General features: G+C 59.3%; 15 protein-coding genes. 7 read left to right on the top strand and 8 right to left on the bottom strand.

Going from position 1 to position 17,584, the window contains the following annotated elements:
* The first annotated feature begins 343 nt into the window (after positions 1-343).
* Positions 344-877 carry a DinB family protein gene (locus PG897_RS06980; protein WP_201880494.1) on the top strand — a complete coding sequence of 178 codons (534 nt, stop codon included), beginning with the start codon at positions 344-346 and terminating at the stop codon, positions 875-877.
* Positions 874-1,305, top strand: coding sequence for a hypothetical protein (locus PG897_RS06975; protein ID WP_201880491.1), 432 nt, complete (start codon positions 874-876; stop codon positions 1,303-1,305). The genes PG897_RS06980 and PG897_RS06975 overlap by 4 nt, the downstream gene beginning before the upstream one ends.
* A gap of 55 nt (positions 1,306-1,360) precedes the next feature.
* Here the strand turns inward: PG897_RS06975 and PG897_RS06970 are convergent, their stop codons facing one another.
* Together PG897_RS06970 and PG897_RS06965 are read right to left on the bottom strand one after the other, a co-directional pair.
* Entirely contained in the window at positions 1,361-1,843 is a 483-nt protein-coding gene (locus PG897_RS06970; protein ID WP_095593171.1) for a hypothetical protein, read from the bottom strand.
* Positions 1,840-2,181, bottom strand: a complete 342-nt coding sequence (locus PG897_RS06965; protein WP_201880488.1) for a DUF805 domain-containing protein — start codon at positions 2,179-2,181, stop codon at positions 1,840-1,842. Before PG897_RS06965 ends, PG897_RS06970 begins: the two co-directional genes overlap by 4 nt.
* Before the next feature lie 191 nt (positions 2,182-2,372).
* On the opposite strand from PG897_RS06965, the gene PG897_RS06960 reads away from it, so the two are divergent.
* A complete protein-coding gene (locus PG897_RS06960; RefSeq protein ID WP_201880485.1) occupies positions 2,373-3,413 on the top strand; it encodes a helix-turn-helix transcriptional regulator in 1,041 nt (346 codons plus the stop codon).
* Position 3,414: 1 nt separating this feature from the next.
* Here PG897_RS06960 and PG897_RS06955 read toward each other — a convergent pair whose 3' ends face one another.
* On the bottom strand, positions 3,415-3,642 hold the full coding sequence (locus PG897_RS06955) for a hypothetical protein (RefSeq protein ID WP_201880483.1): 228 nt from the start codon (positions 3,640-3,642) through the stop codon (positions 3,415-3,417).
* A gap of 223 nt (positions 3,643-3,865) precedes the next feature.
* Here PG897_RS06955 and PG897_RS06950 point away from each other — a divergent pair, with 223 nt between their 5' ends.
* A complete protein-coding gene (locus tag PG897_RS06950; protein ID WP_201880481.1) occupies positions 3,866-4,126 on the top strand; it encodes a hypothetical protein in 261 nt (86 codons plus the stop codon).
* Positions 4,116-6,125, top strand: a complete 2,010-nt coding sequence (locus PG897_RS06945; protein ID WP_201885077.1) for a hypothetical protein — start codon at positions 4,116-4,118, stop codon at positions 6,123-6,125. The genes PG897_RS06950 and PG897_RS06945 overlap by 11 nt, the downstream gene beginning before the upstream one ends.
* 94 nt (positions 6,126-6,219) lie before the next feature.
* Here the strand turns inward: PG897_RS06945 and PG897_RS06940 are convergent, their stop codons facing one another.
* From PG897_RS06940 to PG897_RS06925, 4 genes are all read right to left on the bottom strand, one after another.
* Positions 6,220-8,637 carry a YgiQ family radical SAM protein gene (locus PG897_RS06940; protein ID WP_201880477.1) on the bottom strand — a complete coding sequence of 806 codons (2,418 nt, stop codon included), beginning with the start codon at positions 8,635-8,637 and terminating at the stop codon, positions 6,220-6,222.
* A gap of 136 nt (positions 8,638-8,773) precedes the next feature.
* Positions 8,774-9,145, bottom strand: a complete 372-nt coding sequence (locus tag PG897_RS06935; RefSeq protein WP_005298618.1) for a hypothetical protein — start codon at positions 9,143-9,145, stop codon at positions 8,774-8,776.
* 83 nt (positions 9,146-9,228) lie between these two features.
* Positions 9,229-12,348 (bottom strand): efflux RND transporter permease subunit, encoded by a 3,120-nt coding sequence (locus PG897_RS06930; protein WP_201880475.1) that lies wholly within the window; start codon positions 12,346-12,348, stop codon positions 9,229-9,231.
* The gene (locus tag PG897_RS06925; protein ID WP_005298612.1) at positions 12,348-13,397 is read right to left on the bottom strand and encodes an efflux RND transporter periplasmic adaptor subunit; all 1,050 of its coding nucleotides are present in this window, start codon (positions 13,395-13,397) and stop codon (positions 12,348-12,350) included. The genes PG897_RS06930 and PG897_RS06925 overlap by 1 nt, the downstream gene beginning before the upstream one ends.
* A 208-nt stretch (positions 13,398-13,605) precedes the next feature.
* Here PG897_RS06925 and PG897_RS06920 point away from each other — a divergent pair, with 208 nt between their 5' ends.
* Both PG897_RS06920 and PG897_RS06915 read left to right on the top strand, forming a co-directional pair.
* Complete coding sequence (locus PG897_RS06920) at positions 13,606-15,159, top strand: sensor domain-containing diguanylate cyclase (RefSeq protein ID WP_201885078.1); 1,554 nt, start codon at positions 13,606-13,608, stop codon at positions 15,157-15,159.
* Positions 15,160-15,192: 33 nt separating this feature from the next.
* Positions 15,193-16,059, top strand: coding sequence for a patatin-like phospholipase family protein (locus PG897_RS06915; RefSeq protein ID WP_005298608.1), 867 nt, complete (start codon positions 15,193-15,195; stop codon positions 16,057-16,059).
* A gap of 73 nt (positions 16,060-16,132) precedes the next feature.
* Here the strand turns inward: PG897_RS06915 and PG897_RS06910 are convergent, their stop codons facing one another.
* Positions 16,133-17,494: a sodium-dependent transporter gene (locus PG897_RS06910; RefSeq protein ID WP_201880465.1), complete on the bottom strand. Its 1,362-nt coding sequence runs from the start codon at positions 17,492-17,494 to the stop codon at positions 16,133-16,135.
* Between the last annotated feature and the right edge of the window lie 90 nt (positions 17,495-17,584).

Below are 17,584 nucleotides of genomic sequence, written 5' to 3'. Positions count from 1 at the left end.
TGTAACCAGATATTTCAGGGCATCTGGCCGCCCCTTTGCCGCCTCTCCTGCCCCGCGAAACTGGGGGCAGTGCTGGCTTCGGACGAGTGCCTCTGGCTCCCCCAGCCTTCAGCGACGCCCGGGATGACGGCCTTATGGTCAGCCCTATGTAACTGATTGATCACCTTATGTTTCACCAGCCGGAGCGAGAGCGGATCATAGGCTGGCAGGCCCATGGAGCCCGGCTGACCGCGTACTGGCAGCAACCGACCTGCTGTCGATACCGCCGCAGAACAGGTTTCATATCAGTCTCTTCTTGGCTACCATGCCCACCTTTCAAGGAGCAGATGAGGGCAAGGAACCGATGAACAACGAGACGCTGCAATCCCTTTTCCATTACAAGCGCTGGGCCGATGACGAACTGCTGGCGGCCCTCGCCACCCTGGATGCCGCGCAATATGGCGAGGCTCACCACACGGCCCTGCGCATCTTCAACCATATCCATGTGGTCGATGCCATCTTCAAGGCCAACCTGCTGGGGGAACGGCACGGTTTTACCGCCACCAATACGACAGAGACGCCGACCCTGGCGGCGCTGCACGGCGCGGTCACGGCACTGGATAACTGGCTGGTGGAGTATGTGACGACCCTGAGCCCGCAGGCGTGCAATACCCAGGTCCGGTTTCAGTTCACGGATGGCGACCAGGGGCAGATGAGCCGCGCCGAGATGCTGCTGCACCTGGTGACCCACGGCGGCTATCACAGGGGGGCGATCGGCCGGATCCTGGTGCAGTGCGGCATCACGCCGCCGCGCGATACCCTGACCACCTTCTTGCATCGCAGCGAACCTGAACGGCGGGGTGATGCAGCCCTGGCAGATGAGAAGGCCCGCCCATGAAACGCGCCTGTCTGCGGCTCACGCCGCTGCTGCCATTGCTGCTGGGCGGCTGCGCCGCCGCCCTCGATCACTACTCGGGGCGCTTTCGCAACACCCTGGCAACGGGGGAGACCCGCACGACCATTCGCGCCGAACTGGGCAAGCCCCAGCTCTGCCAGCAGGCCACCTTTCTGACCGAGGATAAGGTGCAGGGCTGCGATCGGTTTACCGTGCTCGGCAAGATCCACAAGCGCGGTGACGGCAATGGCCAGGCCACGGCGAGCGCCGTGACAATGGGGCTGGGGGAGCTGATCCTGGTGCCCATGACGGTGGCCGGCGTGGCGGCGGACTACACCGAGCGTCACACCATTACCGTCTATTACGATCGGGACGATCACTATCTGTTTCACACCCTGCTCAATGCCAAGGGGCAGGAGGTGTGGCAGTAAGTGCACCGGCCAGTGGAACTTCCCTGGCCGGCGCATCCTCCCGACGAGGGAGGCCTCATTGACAGCGCAGCGCCGGTTTGTCTTCCAGCAGCCAGGCTATCCAGCGCCGCCGCGAGTTCAGCACAAACCCTTCGTCGGCCGCGATCCCGCTGACGATATAGCCGTCGGCCGCCGGGTCAGCGGCCTCGCGGGAGAAGGTGAAGTCGCTGCTGTTCACCCGCTCCCCCTTGCTGAGCGCCGCATCAAGCCGCGGCGTCATGACGACGATGGCCAGCCCCGCGGCGGAGTCGATGCCAAGGCCGCTGCTCGCCACCTTGCCGACCGCCACCGGCACCCGGATGGCGCAGTGACGTCCCTCGGCATCCGTGGTGGTATAGGTTCCCTCCCCCACCCGCCCTTGCAGCCACAGCAGCTCGCCACGGGTCAGGCTGTCGACCTGCAGCAGGCCCAGTGCCCCCTTGGGAAAATCGTGGGGATTGTCGACGGCGGCCACCGCCAGCGAGCAGCACAACATAAACAGCCAGAGTGCGTGTCTCATGCCGATGCCTCCTTGCCAACATGGGTTGCCCCGCTTTGCTGCGCCAACAAATAGATAAGCAGCAAGGGCCCCACGGCCGGCACCAGAAAGACCCAGCCCCACCAACCGGAGCGGCCGGTGTCGTGCAAACGACGCACGATAAGCGCAATCAGGGGCACGCTGCTTACCAGGCCGTAGCTCAGATCCAGCCAACCCAGGTTGGCAAGCAGCACGTCCAGCCAGATGCAGATCAGGGTGATCAGCAGATGGCCCAACATGAACCACCCACACTCAGCCCGGGTGGCGCGACCCGAAAAATCCAGGGCGCGTTGCCACCCCAGCCAGTAGAAAGAGAACATGGATACCTGCCTTTTATGGTAATTGGGAGCCCTTATCATGGGGAGCAAAGCACCCCCGGGCGTCCTCAAACCGGTTTCAGGTCGTCCTCGAACCGCGCCTGCGCCATCATGGGCTTCATTCGCCTGACCCAAGCCGTTATGCTGGCATGCCGCCGCCGGTCAACGGCTTCTCTTTGCACACGGGATACATGATGCTGGCCATACCCATACCTTTTATCGTCTCCTTGCTGCTGGCTCTACTGGCCGCCGTGCTGCTGGCGCGCCTTGGCCGGGCGGCCAGAACGACCGCCCTCTTTCTGCTGCTGTGCGCCATCACCACCGGCGTGGTGGGGCTGCGCTGGACCTTCGATCTGGCGCTGCTCAGTCTCGCGCAGCCGATCCTCGCCTCGCTTATTCCGGTGGCCGCCTGGCATATCTTCAGCCGGGCCAAGGCGCCAGGGGCCCGCTTCTCCTGGCTGCACGGCATCGGTCCCGCGCTGGTTGCCCTCGGCATGCTGACCCACAACTGGTTGCCACTGCCGCTGGATGGCCTGCTGACCGCCATCTATCTCTGCTACGGCATCGCGCTGATGCGCTTTTCCGATAAGACCCAGCTGCTGCTGTATGTCTCGTTCAATGAGTGGGAGGGGGTCAGACGGGCGGAACATATCGCGGGCTGGATGCTGCTGTTTTCGGCGGCCATCGATGCCGCAGTCTCCCTCGACTTCGCCTTCAACCAAGGCCAGCTGGCGCCCTATATCCTGTCGCTGGGTCACCTGATGCTGGTGCCTATGCTGGCGGCAGCCGTGGTGATGGTGGGGGTCAATACTGCTGACGCAGAAGAGGAGGAGATGCCCGCCTCCGTTCCCGAGCCCGCTGAGAAAGCGCCGCTGCTGAACGAAGATCGTGCCCGGGAAATCGTGGCACTGCTGGATAACCTGATGAAGGAGAAAGCTTGCTATCTGGATCCTGAGCTGACCCTGGCCCGTCTCTCACGCAAACTGGGCATTCCCGCCAAGCAGATCTCCAGTGCCGTCAATCTGGTGCGCCAGCAGAGCATCCCCAGGGTCATCAACGAATATCGAATTGCCCATGCCAGGCAGGCTCTGCTGAACACAGATGAGAGCATCACCCAGATCTTGATGAACGCCGGTTTTCAGACCAAATCCAACTTCAATCGCGAGTTTCAGCGCATCACCGGCCAGACTCCCAGCCAGTTCAGAGCAACCCGCGACCTGTCGGCCACCTCCTGAATCAGTCGCCGGCTATCGTTTGCTCCCGGCAATCCAGCCACTTGCCCATCCTGGCCCCCAGCTCGGAGCAGACCAGCGCCGTCACGGCGGCCCAGAGCATCTGGCTGCCATCAAAACCCGCCTGCTTTTCAAAGAAAAAAGGCACCAGCAGGTTGAAGCCGATGATCCCGAGCAGCAGCCCAAGGCCGCTGCCCACCTTCTCCCTGCGGGATCGCACCTTTAACGCCATCTGATTGCTCCTGTTGAGATGAGACAAGGGGTACCTATCGCCCCAGCCGATCTACCCGGCAAGATAACAAAGCCTCCCACAATAGGGACAGTCATCTTTTTAGGGGGTGAAAATAGCCACATATGCCCTTTCAAATCCGTTTGCTGATCCAGTTCAAAAAACGATGCAATTCTGATGGTTACATCACTTTAAGGCTCGCCTAAGCAGTTTCGTTTGGATTACCATGGCCATCCAGAACCTGTTGAGCTGCGATGGGTTGCTGCCAGCGCGGGTCAGGGGAGCATATTGGAAGCTGTCATCCACGGGCGGTAGCGTGGAACTTGGTGGCATTGCGCCTCATACAGAAAGGTGGGTGTCCCAGATTTTCTTTGCTCTTAAACTTAAAGATGGTGCCCCAGATTTCCGATCAAGATGGGAGTTATATATTTCCTATCTGCCAAACAGTATTGCGATGTTCATATTAGAAGGTTTTTATGCAGAATGAGTTAAATAATTTCAAACTAGATAAATTTAAGGCTTTTTTAAAATCTGAAAGCGGAACCGAAGATCATATCAAACACCTAATTAAAACGACACTATCAAGACCAGATTTAATATTAATACACGATATTAAAAAAAGGCATAATAGGGATTCATTTATAGATGAATTGAAATGCACACTGAAAGATAAATATTCTCAAATCAACAATTTTATTTTAGAAAAACATGAGACAATAAAAATATCAGAAAATCTATTTGATGAAATAAAGAAAGAACTCAGTGCCTGTGACCTTAGCAACCAACATGAAAGCATACAAGTATGGTCTCATATCGGAAAAGTTATCGCTGAGTTTAAAACATTAAAAATTGATTCAAAGCATCAACAGAAAACCATCCCCAAATATACTCTTCTATCTCCATACAAGTCATTAAAAAACTCAGATGGCAATGAGTACAACCCAGATAGCATATTAGAAGTATATATCCAGTACCTCACTATCACGCTTCTTTTACTATCACATAAGCACAGATGGTTCTCTGAAAACATAGTTATCATACCAAGTAAAGTAAATGTTGATGAAACAAACATAGATAAAGCTGAAGAAATTTTAAGACTGGCCATGTCATGGAAATCGCTCGAAAAAATTAGCCAGCAATGTATTTCATTTGATGGGAAAGCATATCGTTTAGCTGAGGAAGAGGTTCCATCAGAATATAAAGATCATGGTTTAAAACATGTTTTTGTATATGAACGAGAGGAGTCAACCTTTGAAACTTACGATGCAATCGCATGTGAACGGGTAAGGAAAAAACATCTTCAAAATCTTCTTGAACTGAATTCATCAGCAGGAATTAAATCAACAATAGCACCAAGTTTTTCAAAGCTAGGTAAAATTAATGAGTTTAGCTTTATATCTATAGATGAGGTCCATACATGTCAGTATTTAAGTGAAGTTTTATGCACCGACATCCTTACTGGTAACGTTGAACTAAATAATCTTGAGTTATTCAATTGGATAAGGGGATACTATATAATAAATTATTTATCTGAATTGATTTGGGAGGGAAAAATCTCAGCTGAATTTAGAAAGGATGAAATAATAAGTTATTTTCAAGACGCTGGCATCGAAAACGATAAAGCTTTATATTTTATTAATTTGATTTCGTTTTCTAAAAATTCGCAAGACCTATTTGATTGCCCACTTATTAAGATGCAGGATGATAAATATCACCTTGCATACTATGCATTTACAACACCGATAATATCCAGAATAATATTATCAAGATTGTCATCACTAGATACACAGATCAGTGAAAAAGGTTATAGATTTGAACGTGAGACTAGAAATTTAATTACAAAAAAACTATCTCCCTGCAAAGAGTTTAAATTCAGAAGGGGGAGTGATGAATATGAATATGATGGTGTTTTTATTGTTGATAAAAAAATATTCCTCCTGGAGTGCAAAAACAGATCTTTATCTTGGTACAATCCAGTAAAAACATATCGAAATAAAAACTATATGCTTGATACCTTGAAACAAATAGAACGTTTAAAAAATGCATTAATTCAACATCCAGATGTTATAAAAGAGCATTTCAATGTTGATGTATCACAATATGAAATAATACCTGTCATTTATAATTGCATGCCATTTTCTTGGAAGGGAAAAATCAATGGCGTATACATCACTGATAATTCAGCATTCAGCAGATTCCTTAAAAGTAAAAGAATAAATCTAGTAACAACCACTAATAAAGGTCAAAGACATGAACCACAAAAAAAATTATCTTTGTGGAGTGGTAAAAAGCCAAATTCAGATGATATAGTAAGACAGTTAGAAAAACCTATCCAACTAACCCCGTATTTAAATTCAAGAAAAAAGTCTATTTATCCTCGGTGGATCAGCAAAGAATCAATGTTCTGTTTTACTGATTATGAAGTTGATGCTGATGCGTATAAGAAAGAGGAAATAAAGTTATTTTCAACCTCAAAAAAAGGTTAAGATAAAATAATTCTATCTCCATACATTATATCAAATCGAAAAAGGCGACCATTTGGTCGCCTTTTTATTTATATATCTTTCCAATCAGAAAAACTCACCGAGCTGGTCGCTTGGCACCATTGCCTTTGGCCGCAGGCTTGCCGCCTTGAGTGGCAGGTTTGGCGCCCGGCTTGGCAGAGCCTGCACGGGTCGGGGTCTTGCCCTTGTGGGCGGGTTTGCCGGCCGGTTTACCCTGAGCGGCGCCCTGCCCAGCCCCCTGTGTAGCAGACTTGCCGTTGCCCGAGCTTTTCTGGAGCTGAGACCCCACCGGTTTGCCATTGCCTACCTTGCCGCCATTTCTGCTAGCCGCCGGGGCATTCCCTGCACCAGCCTCGCTGCGGACGGCCTTGTTGCCAGCCCCATTGCTGCGCTGATGGGTGATGGCACTGTGGCGGGTCAACGCGGGCCTCAGGCCCTTGCTGCGGCTGCGCTCGGCCTTGGCTTCGCCACGCCCTTCCGGCGGCACCAGGCAGTCGGGGCCGTTGCCGATGAGGTGGCCCTTGCCCATCTCCAGCAGGGCTTCGCGGATCATCGGCCAGCCGGCCGGATCGTGATAGCGCAGCAGCGCCTTGTGCAGACGACGGCGACGCTCCCCTTTCACCACGAACACGTCCCCGCCCTGGCGACTCACCTTGTTGAGCGGGTTTTTCTCGGTGTAATACATGGTGGTGGCGTTGGCGAGCGGCGATGGGTAGAAGTTCTGCACCTGATCGAGCTTGAAGCGGTTGGACTTGATCCAGAGCGCCATGTTCACCATGTCTTCATCCGTGGTGCCCGGGTGGGCGGAGATAAAGTAGGGGATCAGGTACTGCTGCTTGCCCGCCTCTTTGGAATACTTGTCGAACAGCTCCTTGAAGCTGTAGTAGCTGCCCATGCCCGGCTTCATCATCTTGGAGAGCGGGCCCTCTTCGGTGTGTTCCGGCGCGATCTTGAGGTAGCCGCCGACGTGGTACTTGGCCAGCTCCTTGATGTAGCGCGGATCTTCCACCGCGATGTCGTAGCGCACGCCAGAGGCAATCAGGATCTTCTTGATGCCCTTGAGGTCGCGCGCCTTGCGATAGAGGTTGATGGTCGGGCTGTGGTCCGTGTCCATGTGCGGGCAGATGGTCGGCCAGACGCAGGAGGCGCGCCGACAGGTCTGCTCTGCCTTGGGGCTCTTGCAGCGGAGCTTGTACATGTTGGCGGTGGGGCCGCCCAGATCCGAGATGACACCGGTAAAGCCCGGCACCTTGTCACGGATCTCTTCGATTTCTTTGAGAATCGACTCTTCCGAGCGGCTCTGGATGATGCGCCCTTCGTGCTCGGTGATGGAGCAGAAGGAGCAGCCGCCGAAGCAGCCACGCATGATGTTGACCGAGGTCTTGATCATGTCGTAGGCCGGGATTTTCTCGTTGCCATAGGCCGGGTGCGGCACCCGCTGGTACGGCAGGCCGAACACCCCGTCCATCTCGTCGGTTTCGAGCGGGAAGGCGGGCGGGTTGACCCAGATGATGCGATCGCCGTGGGCCTGGGAGAGCGCGCGGGCGCAGCCCGGATTGGTCTCGTGGTGCAGGATGCGCGACGCATGGGCGTAGAGCACCTTGTCTTCCTTCACCCGCTCGAACGCCGGCAGCTTGACGTAGGTTTGCTCCCACGGTTTTTGCTTGGGCGGCTGCACCAGGATGGGCTTGGCCTCTTGCTCCACCGGCGCAGTGCCCTCGTCGTCGCTGCAGGGGGCCCCTTCCATATAGGGATTGGGAATGGGATCGATGCGGCCAATCTGGTCGAGCTTGCTCGAATCCACCCCGCGCCAGCCCGGCAGCGGCTCCTTGCGGATGACGGCGGTGCCGCGAATGTCCTGCATGGTGTCGATGGTCTCGCCGCCTGCGATGCGGTGAGCCACCTCGATCAGCGGCCGCTCGGCGTTGCCGTAGATGAGGATGTCGGCCTTGGCGTCGATGAGGATCGAGCGGCGGATGGTCTCAGACCAGTAGTCGTAGTGGGCGATGCGGCGCAGGGACGCCTCGATGCCGCCGATGACCACCGGGACCTCTTTATAGGCCTCTTTGCAGCGCTGGGTATAGACCAGGGTGGCGCGATCCGGCCGCTTGCCGCCCACATCCCCCGGGGTGTAGGCATCGTCGTGGCGCAATTTTTTGTCGGCGGTGTAGCGGTTGATCATGGAGTCCATGTTGCCCGCGGTCACCCCGTAGAAGAGGTTCGGCTTGCCCAGGCGCATGAAGTCATCCTTCGATGACCAGTCCGGCTGGGCGATGATGCCGACCCGAAAGCCCTGGGATTCAAGCATGCGGCCAATCACCGCCATGCCGAAGCTCGGGTGATCCACGTAGGCGTCACCTGTCACCAGCACGATGTCACAGCTGTCCCAGCCGAGCTTGTCCATCTCCGCGCGGGACATGGGCAGGAAGGGCGCCGTGCCGTAGCACTCGGCCCAGTAACGGGGATAGGAGAAGAGGTTGGTAACCGGCTGCATTTTGACCACCTGGAACAATTCGGGTCGCGCATTATACCGGCAGAGCAAGGCGGGGGCGACGGCTTTTTGCCCCTACGATAGATGCGGAAAAGGCGAGCCAGCGGGCTCGCCTCAAAAGTGCGGGTCAATGGTCGGCTCAGGCCAGGGCGCGGGCCAGCACGATACGGTTGTAGTGGCGCTGCAGCAGCTGATAACCCCCCAGCAGGCACCAGACCAGGGCGGGCGCCAGGAACACCGGGTGGGTGGCCAGGCGCAGCATCAGCAGGCCCAGCAGGATCAGCGCGAACGGTCGGCTCTCGTAGAGCCACAGCGGCCAGCCCTGCTTTCGCACCAGCCGGTGCTTGTCTGGGCGGCGATAAGCGCCGCGCCGAAACCAGGCCAGCGAACCGGCCAGATAGAGTGCCAACCCGGCCAGCAACAGCCCCGGCTGATCGGCAATCCCCAACAAAAGCAAACCGCTGCCCATGTAGGCAAAGGGCAGCGGCTCATAAATGGCTGATGGCAACATGACTCACCTCGAGTATCAAACTGGCTACATATTAACCCGCAGCCATTTGCTTGCCAGCCTCTGCCCCTATATGGGGGGCCGCATCAGGCGGCCGGTTTGTCCTGCTGCGAGGTGCCCGCGCTGGTGGCCAGTGCCTCGTCCACCTGTTGATCCCGCGCTCCGGTCATGCCGGCCCGTCTGGCCAGCAGATGGTAGATGGCGGGCACCAGCAGCAGGGTCACCAGGGTCGCCAGCGATAATCCGAAGAAGACCACTGTGCCCACCGACATCCGGCTCTCGTAGCCCGCCCCCATGGAGAGCATCAGCGGTACGGCCCCTATGATGGCGGTGAGCGAGGTCATCAGGATCGGGCGCAAGCGGCGCACCGAACCTGCGATGATCGCCTCGTCAAACCCTTCGCCGCGCTGGCGCAGCTGGTTGATAAACTCGACGATCAGGATGCCGTTCTTGGTCACCATGCCGATCAGCATGATCATGCCGATCTGGCTGTAGATGCTCATCTCCTGCCCCGTCAGCCAGAGGCCGAGCAGACCACCGAAGATGCCGAGCGGCACTGTCACCATCACCACCGCCGGGGTCAGCATGCTCTCGAACTGGGCCACCAGCACCAGATAGACCACCAGCAGGGCCAGAGCGAACACCATCACCATCTCGCCCTGGTTATCGCGATAGTCCTTGGATTCGCCGGCATAATCCACCGTCATTCCGTTTGGCAGGTTGGCATTGGCCCAGCCGTCCAGGTAGTCCAGCGCCTCACCCAGGGTGTGGCCCGGCGCCAGATCCGCCGTCAGGGTCACCGCCTTCTGACGCTGGTAGTGATTGAGGCGCTGCGGGCTCGCCACCTGCTTGACGGTGGCCAGGGTCGAGAGGGTCACCATCTCGCCGTTGGCCGCCTTGAGGTAGATGCGGCTCAAGTCGGAGACGCCATTGAAGTCGCGCTGGTTAGCGCGCAGATAGACGTCGTACTCCTCCCCTCTGTCTACATAGGTGGTCTGGCTGATGCCGCCGAGCAGGGCCTGCAGGGAGCTCGCGACGGTGGAAACCGGGATGCCGAGCTGGTTCGCCCGATCCCGCTCTATGGTCACCTGCAGCTCCGGGGTCTTCTCGGCATAGTCGAGATCCGGCGTCTCCATCAGACCGCTCTGGGCTGCCGCCTCTTTCAGGGCCAGCCCCTGCTGATAGAGCTCAGCATAGTCGGAGCCCTGCAGCACGAACTGCACCGCCGCGGTGGAGCCACCGCGAAAGCCCGGCTGGAAGGTGCGGATCATCACGTCCGGAATGCCGGCCAGCCGCCCGCTCAGGGACTTGGCAAACTCGGTGGCGGTCTCATCCCGCTCGGCCCAGTCGGTGAGCTGGATGATGGCCATGCCGGTCTGATCGCCGCCGCGGCCGAAGGCCGGGGTACTGAAGCTCATGGCCTGCACCACCCCCTTGCCGAGCAGCGGCATGATGGCCGCCTCCACCTGCTGCATGTTGCGCTTCATCCGCTCGATGCTGGTGCCCTCGGCCCCCTTGACGAACACGTAGAGCACGCCCCGATCCTCGGTCGGGGTCAGGCTGGTGGGCAGCTGGGCAAACAGGGCGCCGATGCCGCCAAGGCAGAGCACCAGCACCAGCGGGGTCCAGCGCGAGTGATGCAGCACGGCGCCAAGCAGAGTGCGATAGTGCTTCTCCACCCAGCCGAGGCCACGATCGAGTGCCGCCGTCAGCCGGTTGGGTCTATCCACCGAGCGCATCAGCCAGGAGCCCATGGCCGGGGTCAGGGTGAGCGCGATCAGCGACGAGAAGAGCACCGCCAGGGACAGCAGGATGGCGAACTCGGTAAAGAGCCGCCCCACCATGCCATCCATGAAGGCGATGGGCACGAACACCATCACCAGCACGGCGGTGGTGGCGATCACCGCAAAGCCCACCTCGCGGGTGCCGTGCCAGGCGGCCAGCAGGGGCGGCTCGCCGCGCTGCAGATGGTGGTGAATGTTCTCCACCACCACGATGGCGTCATCCACCACCAGACCGATGGCGAGAATAAGCGCCAGCAAGGTGATGAGGTTGATGGAAAAGCCCAGATACCAGGCGCCGATAAAGGCCGAGATAAGCGACACCGGCACCGTGATGGCCGGAATGAGGGTGGTGCGCCCCTGCCCCAGGAACAGGTAGAGCACGGCCACCACCAGCACGGCGCAGATGGCCAAGGTCTCGTACACCTCGTCGATGGCCTGCTTGATGAAGATGGTGGAGTCGTAGTCGACCTCCAGGGTCGCCCCCTCCGGCAGGAAGCGCTGCATCTCGGCCATCTTCTTCTCGACCCCCTGCGCCACCGCCAGCGGGTTGGCGGTGGACTGGGCGACGATACCGATCCCCAAGCTCTCACGGCCGTTGCGCTGGTAGGCGCTGTCTTCGTTCTTGGCCCCCACCTCCACATCGGCGATGTCAGCCAGGTAGATGCTCTGGCCGTTGGCGGCGGTACGCACCTGCAGCGCCTGGAAATCGGCGGCGGTGTGATAGAGCCGGGCGATCTGCACCGCCATGGTCATACTGTTGTTACGGATCTCGCCGCCCGGCAGCTCGATGTTCTCGCGCTTGAGGGCGTCCTGCACATCCGCCACCGTGACGCCGCGCGCCGCCATGTCGGATGGGCGCAGCCGCACGTACATCACCTGGGTCAGATCGCCGGAGAGCGACACCTCGCTCACCCCGTCCACCAGGCTCAAGGGATCCACCAGTACCCGGTTGGCGTAGTCGGTCATGGCGGTGCGGTCCATCTGGGTGCTGCTGAAGTTGAGCCAGACCGCCACGTCGCCGTTGCCGTTGTCCTTGGTGACCAGGGGCTCATCCACCTCGTCCGGCAGCTTGGGACGGGCGCGGGAGATGGCGTCGCGCACATCGGAGATCCCCTCCACCATGTTCCAGCCGAGCTTGAACTCCACCGTGATGACAGAGCGCCCCTTGCGGGTCACCGAGTTGATGTTCTTGATGCCGCTGATGCCGGAGAGCTGATCCTCGATGGGCTTGGTGACCTGGCTCTCCATGACGGCGGGGGCGGCCCCCTCGTACATGGTGGTGATGGAGACGGACGGCGTCTGCACGTCCGGCATCTCCCGCACTGTCAGCTTGGAAAACGCCACCAGACCGAACACGGTGAGCAGCGCGCTCAGCACCACCGCCACCAGCGGGCGGCGCACGGAAATATCGGAGAGCCACATCAGCCTTTGACCTCCGCCAGATCGTGCACGCTGACGCCGTCACGCAGGTTGACCAGCCCCTCGACCACGATGCGATCGCCCACCTTGAGCCCTTCGGTCACCCACACCTCTTCGCCATGGGTATCCCCCAGCACCACCGGTACCCGTTTGACCTTGCCATTGGGTTCGAGACGATAGACGAAGCGCTGCTCGCCGGCATACTCCACCGACTGGGCCGGGATCAGGGTCATCTTCTGCGGCGGCAGGGAGAGCTCGACGTTGAGCAGCATGCCGGGGCGCAGCTGACCGTCAGGATTGGGGATGATCACCCGCGCCTTGATGTTCTGGGTATCGTTGGAGACGCGGCTGTCCAGCGTCTCCAGCACGCCGCGAAAAGATTGGTCAGGCCAGGCCGAACTGGTCGCCGTCACCGCCATGCCGGGGCGCAGCAGGGAGAGGTAGCGCTCGGGCACCGCCAGATCGAGCCGCAGCTTGGCCAGCTCGTCCAGGTGGAGCAGGGTATCGCCGCTGTTGACCAGGGCCCCTTCGCTCAGATCGATGAGGCTGACCGAACCGTCGAACGGCGCCAGTAGGGTGCGCAGGGAGAGCTCGTACTTGGCGGCATCGGCGCGGGCCTGAGCCTGGGCAACCGTGGCCTCCTGCCCTTCCAGCTCGGAGGTGGTGATGGCACCGCGCGCCACCAGCCGGCGCATGTCCCGCAGCTTGCGGGTCTCGTCGCGCACGCTGGCGCTCTGCTCGGCCAGCTCCGCCTGCTGCTTGCCGGCGTCGAGGGCGATCAGCACGTCCCCCTGCTTGACCTGCTGGCCGGAGCGCACCGCAATTTTAACGATGCGGCCGGTCACTTCGGGGCTGATCACCACGGAGCGATTGGCGGCCAGCTTGCTCACCAGCTTGATGGAGGGCTCGGCCAGGCTCTGGCTGACCGTCTGCGCCCGGATGTTGACCTGACGTGGCTGGGGTTTGCCGGCAGGGGCAGAGTGGCGGTAATACCAGCCGGCGGAAATCAGCAGAGAGAGGCAGGCAAGCACCAGCCAAGTACGCATTTTCATCAAGCAATCCATGAAATTAAGAGAAAAGAGGGCACTTCATCAATGATGGTCACCATGTTACCCCCTGACTATGCCGTGACTATGTATAAATGTGACAAAACGTAACAGAAACGGCGATATTTGATTGAAATAGCAGTAGCAGAAGACGGGCTTCACGATTGTGCCCTAAACTGATGCTCCGAACCTGTCCGGATCCCGCCTAACGCCTATGCCAGAACCCAGACCCCATTTTGTTACCTATCGCCTGCAATGGCTGCTCTGCGCCTTCGTCGCCCTGCTGCTTGCCATCACTCTCAAGCTGACCCTGACCCAGGTCACCGACCATTATCAGAGCGACACCCTCAGCACCGCCTCCCGCCTGAAATCCCAGTTTCAACAGATGGAAACCTTTCTCGAGGCCATGCGCGGTCAGGCAGAAGAGCGGCTGCGCAGCAACCCGCAATCCGCCCTCACTCTCCAGCTCTACGGCGCCCTGCGGGAGAATGGCGACCAGGGTTTTGCGCTGGATCGGGTGCCCGCCGACCTGCCCAAGGGGCTGAGCGGCAACCTGACCGGGCTGGGATCACTGCCAGCCCCCGGCAGCGAGCGGGCCGCCAGACTGCACCTGGCACTGAGCCTCTCCCCCCTGCTCTCCACCGCCAGCAAGCTGCTGGGGGACAAGGTCGGCTGGATCTACTTCACCGGGGTCGATAACTTCCTCTACCTCTACCCCTGGGTTCCCTCCAGCCAGTTCCATTTTCAGCGCAGCATCTATCTCAAGTCCTACTGGCAGGACGCCTTGAAACAGAAAGAGAAGAGCCTGCGCGCCACTGTCTCGCGCCCCTACGAGGACTTTGCCGGGGCGGGGCAGATGATCACCCTGTCACAGCCCATCGTGAAGGATCAGGTGCTGGTGGGGGTCATCAGCATCGACGTGCTGCTCTCCCGGCTGGAACAGCTGCTGCGAGAGTCCACCCCCGAGATGGGCACCCTGTTTCTGGTCAACCAGCATCAACAGATCCTGGCCAGCAGCGTGAAGGAGGCAGGTCTGCGCCCAAAGCCGATGGCGACGCAGGCTGGCTATCGCTGGCACCAGGGAGCGTTTCAGTTCCAGCACGCCATTCCTGACACCGAGCTAATCCTGCTCCATCGCGTTCCCCTGCCTTCCCTGCTGTGGGCCCTGCTCAGTCAGTCCGCACCAACCCTGATCGCCCTCTTCTTTATGGCCTGGGCCGTGCTCGCCAACCTCAAGTCCCGCCGCCTGAACCGGCAGCTGGACTACCTCTCCAACCACGACGCCCTGACCGGCGCCTTCAACCGCCATTACTTCGACGAGTTCGAGCGCCGCCATCAACAGCGCAGGGGCAGCGTCGGGGTGATCATGTTCGACTGCGATCACTTCAAGCAGGTCAACGACCGCTTTGGCCACGAGGTGGGCGATCAGGTACTGATCCAGCTGGTGCGCCTGTGCCAGCAACAGCTGCGGCGGGAAGATGCCCTGATCCGCTGGGGCGGCGAGGAGTTTCTGCTGCTGGCGGCCAAAGGGGGCGAACCACTCGACCAGCTGGCCGAGCGGTTGCGCCAGCACATCGCCAGTCACCCCTGGCAGGAGCTGGCGCCAGCGCTGGCTGTCACCATCAGCCTCGGCTATCACCACGGCAGCGCCGAGACGCCGCTGCAGGAGGTCATCAGGCGGGCCGACGTGGCGCTCTACCAGGCCAAGGCCAACGGGCGCAATCGCAGTGAACCCTGGCAGGATGACGGCGCCGGCAACTGCGGGTAAGCTGATCCCCTCACTCATGTTCGGAGAGACAAAGTGGCACGAAAACCCCGTGTGGGACTGGCTCTTGGCAGCGGCGCGGCCCGTGGATGGGCACATATCGGCATCATACGGGCGCTGGAGCGGCTCGGTGTCAAACCGGATCTGGTGGCGGGATGCTCCATCGGCAGCTTTGTCGGCGCCGCCTATGCCGCCGGTGAACTGGACAAGCTGGAGAGCTGGGTACGCGGCTTCAGCCGCTTGCAGGTGGTCAGCCTGCTCGATCCGGCCCTCTCCGGCGGCCTGTTTCGCGGTGAAAAGGTGTTCGGCATCGCCGCCAACCACTTAGGGGATCCCGCCATCGAGAGCCTGCCGCTCCCCTTCGCCTGTGTCGCCACCGAGCTCGACACCGGTCGCGAGATCTGGCTGCAGCAGGGGCCGCTGCGCCAGTGCGTGCGCGCCTCCTGCGGCATGCCCGGCATCCTGACCCCGACCCGGGTCGACGATCGCTGGCTGGTGGACGGCGCCGTGGTCAACCCGGTGCCCATCTCGCTGGCCCGCGCCATGGGGGCCGAGGTGGTGATCGCCGTCAACCTCAACGCCGACATGCACCAACCCTGGACCGATGAACCGGACGAACCCAGTGGCGGCAACCGCTTCAGCCAGTGGTTCAACCGGGGCGACAGCCCCAACACACCCGGCATGTGGAGCGTGATGACCGGCTCCATCAACATCATGCAGGAGCGCATCACCCGGGCACGGATGGCTGGCGACCCGCCCGAGATCCAGCTCTGCCCGCGCCTTGGCAGCTTCTCCATCATGGATTTCCACCGCGCCAGCGATGCCATCAACGAAGGCGAAGCCTGCGTCGAGCGCAACGCCGATCAGCTCAAGGAAGAGTTATCCCGCTTAGGCCTCATCTAGCACGGTTCACCGGATCCGCATCACCAATAAAAAGAGCGCCTTGCGGCGCTCTTTTACTGTGGAAACGGCTGGTCTAGAACAGCCCCAATCCCTTGAGCATCACGATCAGGATCAACAGCGGCGACACGTAACGGATGATGAAGAACAGCGGCTTGAGGATGGCCAACTCCAGCTCGCCACCGTTGGTCAGCGCCTCCTTCATCCGCTCGAAACCCCACACCCAGCCCACGAACAGGCAGAGGAAGATGCCGCCAAGGGGCATCAATACGTTGGAGGAGACGAAATCGAACAGGTCGAAGAAGGTCTTGCCGGCGATCTGTACCTCCGCCAGCGAACTGTTGGAGAGCGCGCAGGTGGAGCCCACCGCCCCCAGCACCAGCAGGTTGAGCAGGGTTGCCTTGGGGCGGCTCATGTGGAATCGTTCGGAGACCACCGAGACCGGCACTTCCAGGATGGAGAGCATGGCACCGGTGGCGGCGATGGCGGAGAGCACGAAGAACAGCACCATGAACAGATGACCAAACGGAATGCTGGCAAACACCGCCGGAATGGTGATGAACAGCAGGGAGGGGCCGGCGGTGGGCTCAAAGCCGAAGGCGAATACCGCCGGGAAGATGGCGATGCCGGCCAGCATGGAGACGAACAGATCGGCGCACATCACCCGGAAGGTGGTCAGCGGGATATTCTGATCATCCCGAAAGTAGCTGCCATAGGTCATCATGCAGCCCATGCCGATGGAGAGTTTGAAGAAGGCGAGCCCCATAGCGGTCAGCACCACCCCGGCGGTGATCTTGGAGAGATCCGGCGAGAACAGAAAGTGCAGCCCCTGGCTGGCACCGGGCAGGGTCAGGCTGCGGATGCCGATGACCAGCAGCAGGATGAAGAGCACCGGCATCAGCTTCTTGGTGACCGCCTCGATCCCCTTGGAGACCCCCATCAGCAGGATGCCGCCCATCAGGATCAGCACCAGCCACTGCCAGAGCAGGCTCTGCAGCGGGTCGCTTATCAGCGCCCCGAAGGCCGCTCCGGTCACCTTGGGATCAGTCGACAGGATGGAGCCGTCAACGGCCTTGAAGATGTAGGCAAAGACCCAGGCCGCCACTTCGGAGTAGAAGGACATGATAAGGAAGGCTGCCAGCACCCCCATCAGGGCGATCAACCACCAGGGCTGCCCCTTGGGGGCCAGCTTGCTGAGGGTGGTGACGGCGTCGGACTTGCCTCTGCGGCCCAGCATGATCTCCGAGATCATCACCGGCAGGCCGACCAGCAGGGTGGCGATGACATAGACCAGCAGGAAACCGGCACCGCCGTTTTCGCCCGTCAGGTAGGGAAACTTCCAGATATTTCCCAGCCCGACGGCTGAGCCCAGGGTGGCGGCAAGGACGCCGAATTTGCTGGTAAAGCCATCTCTGGCCTTGGGAGTGATTTGACTCATGCTTGTCTCACTGTGCGCATCATGCGAGGGGTACTGCTAATTTTAGCGGTCGGAATTTTCTGAGGATTGATTCGGCTTGCCAAGGTATTT

It is taken from the genome of Aeromonas sp. QDB20 (genome assembly GCF_027707805.1).
In the GTDB taxonomy this organism is placed as follows: Bacteria; Pseudomonadota; Gammaproteobacteria; order Enterobacterales; family Aeromonadaceae; genus Aeromonas; species Aeromonas dhakensis.
This window is presented reverse-complemented; position numbering and strand designations above follow the sequence as displayed.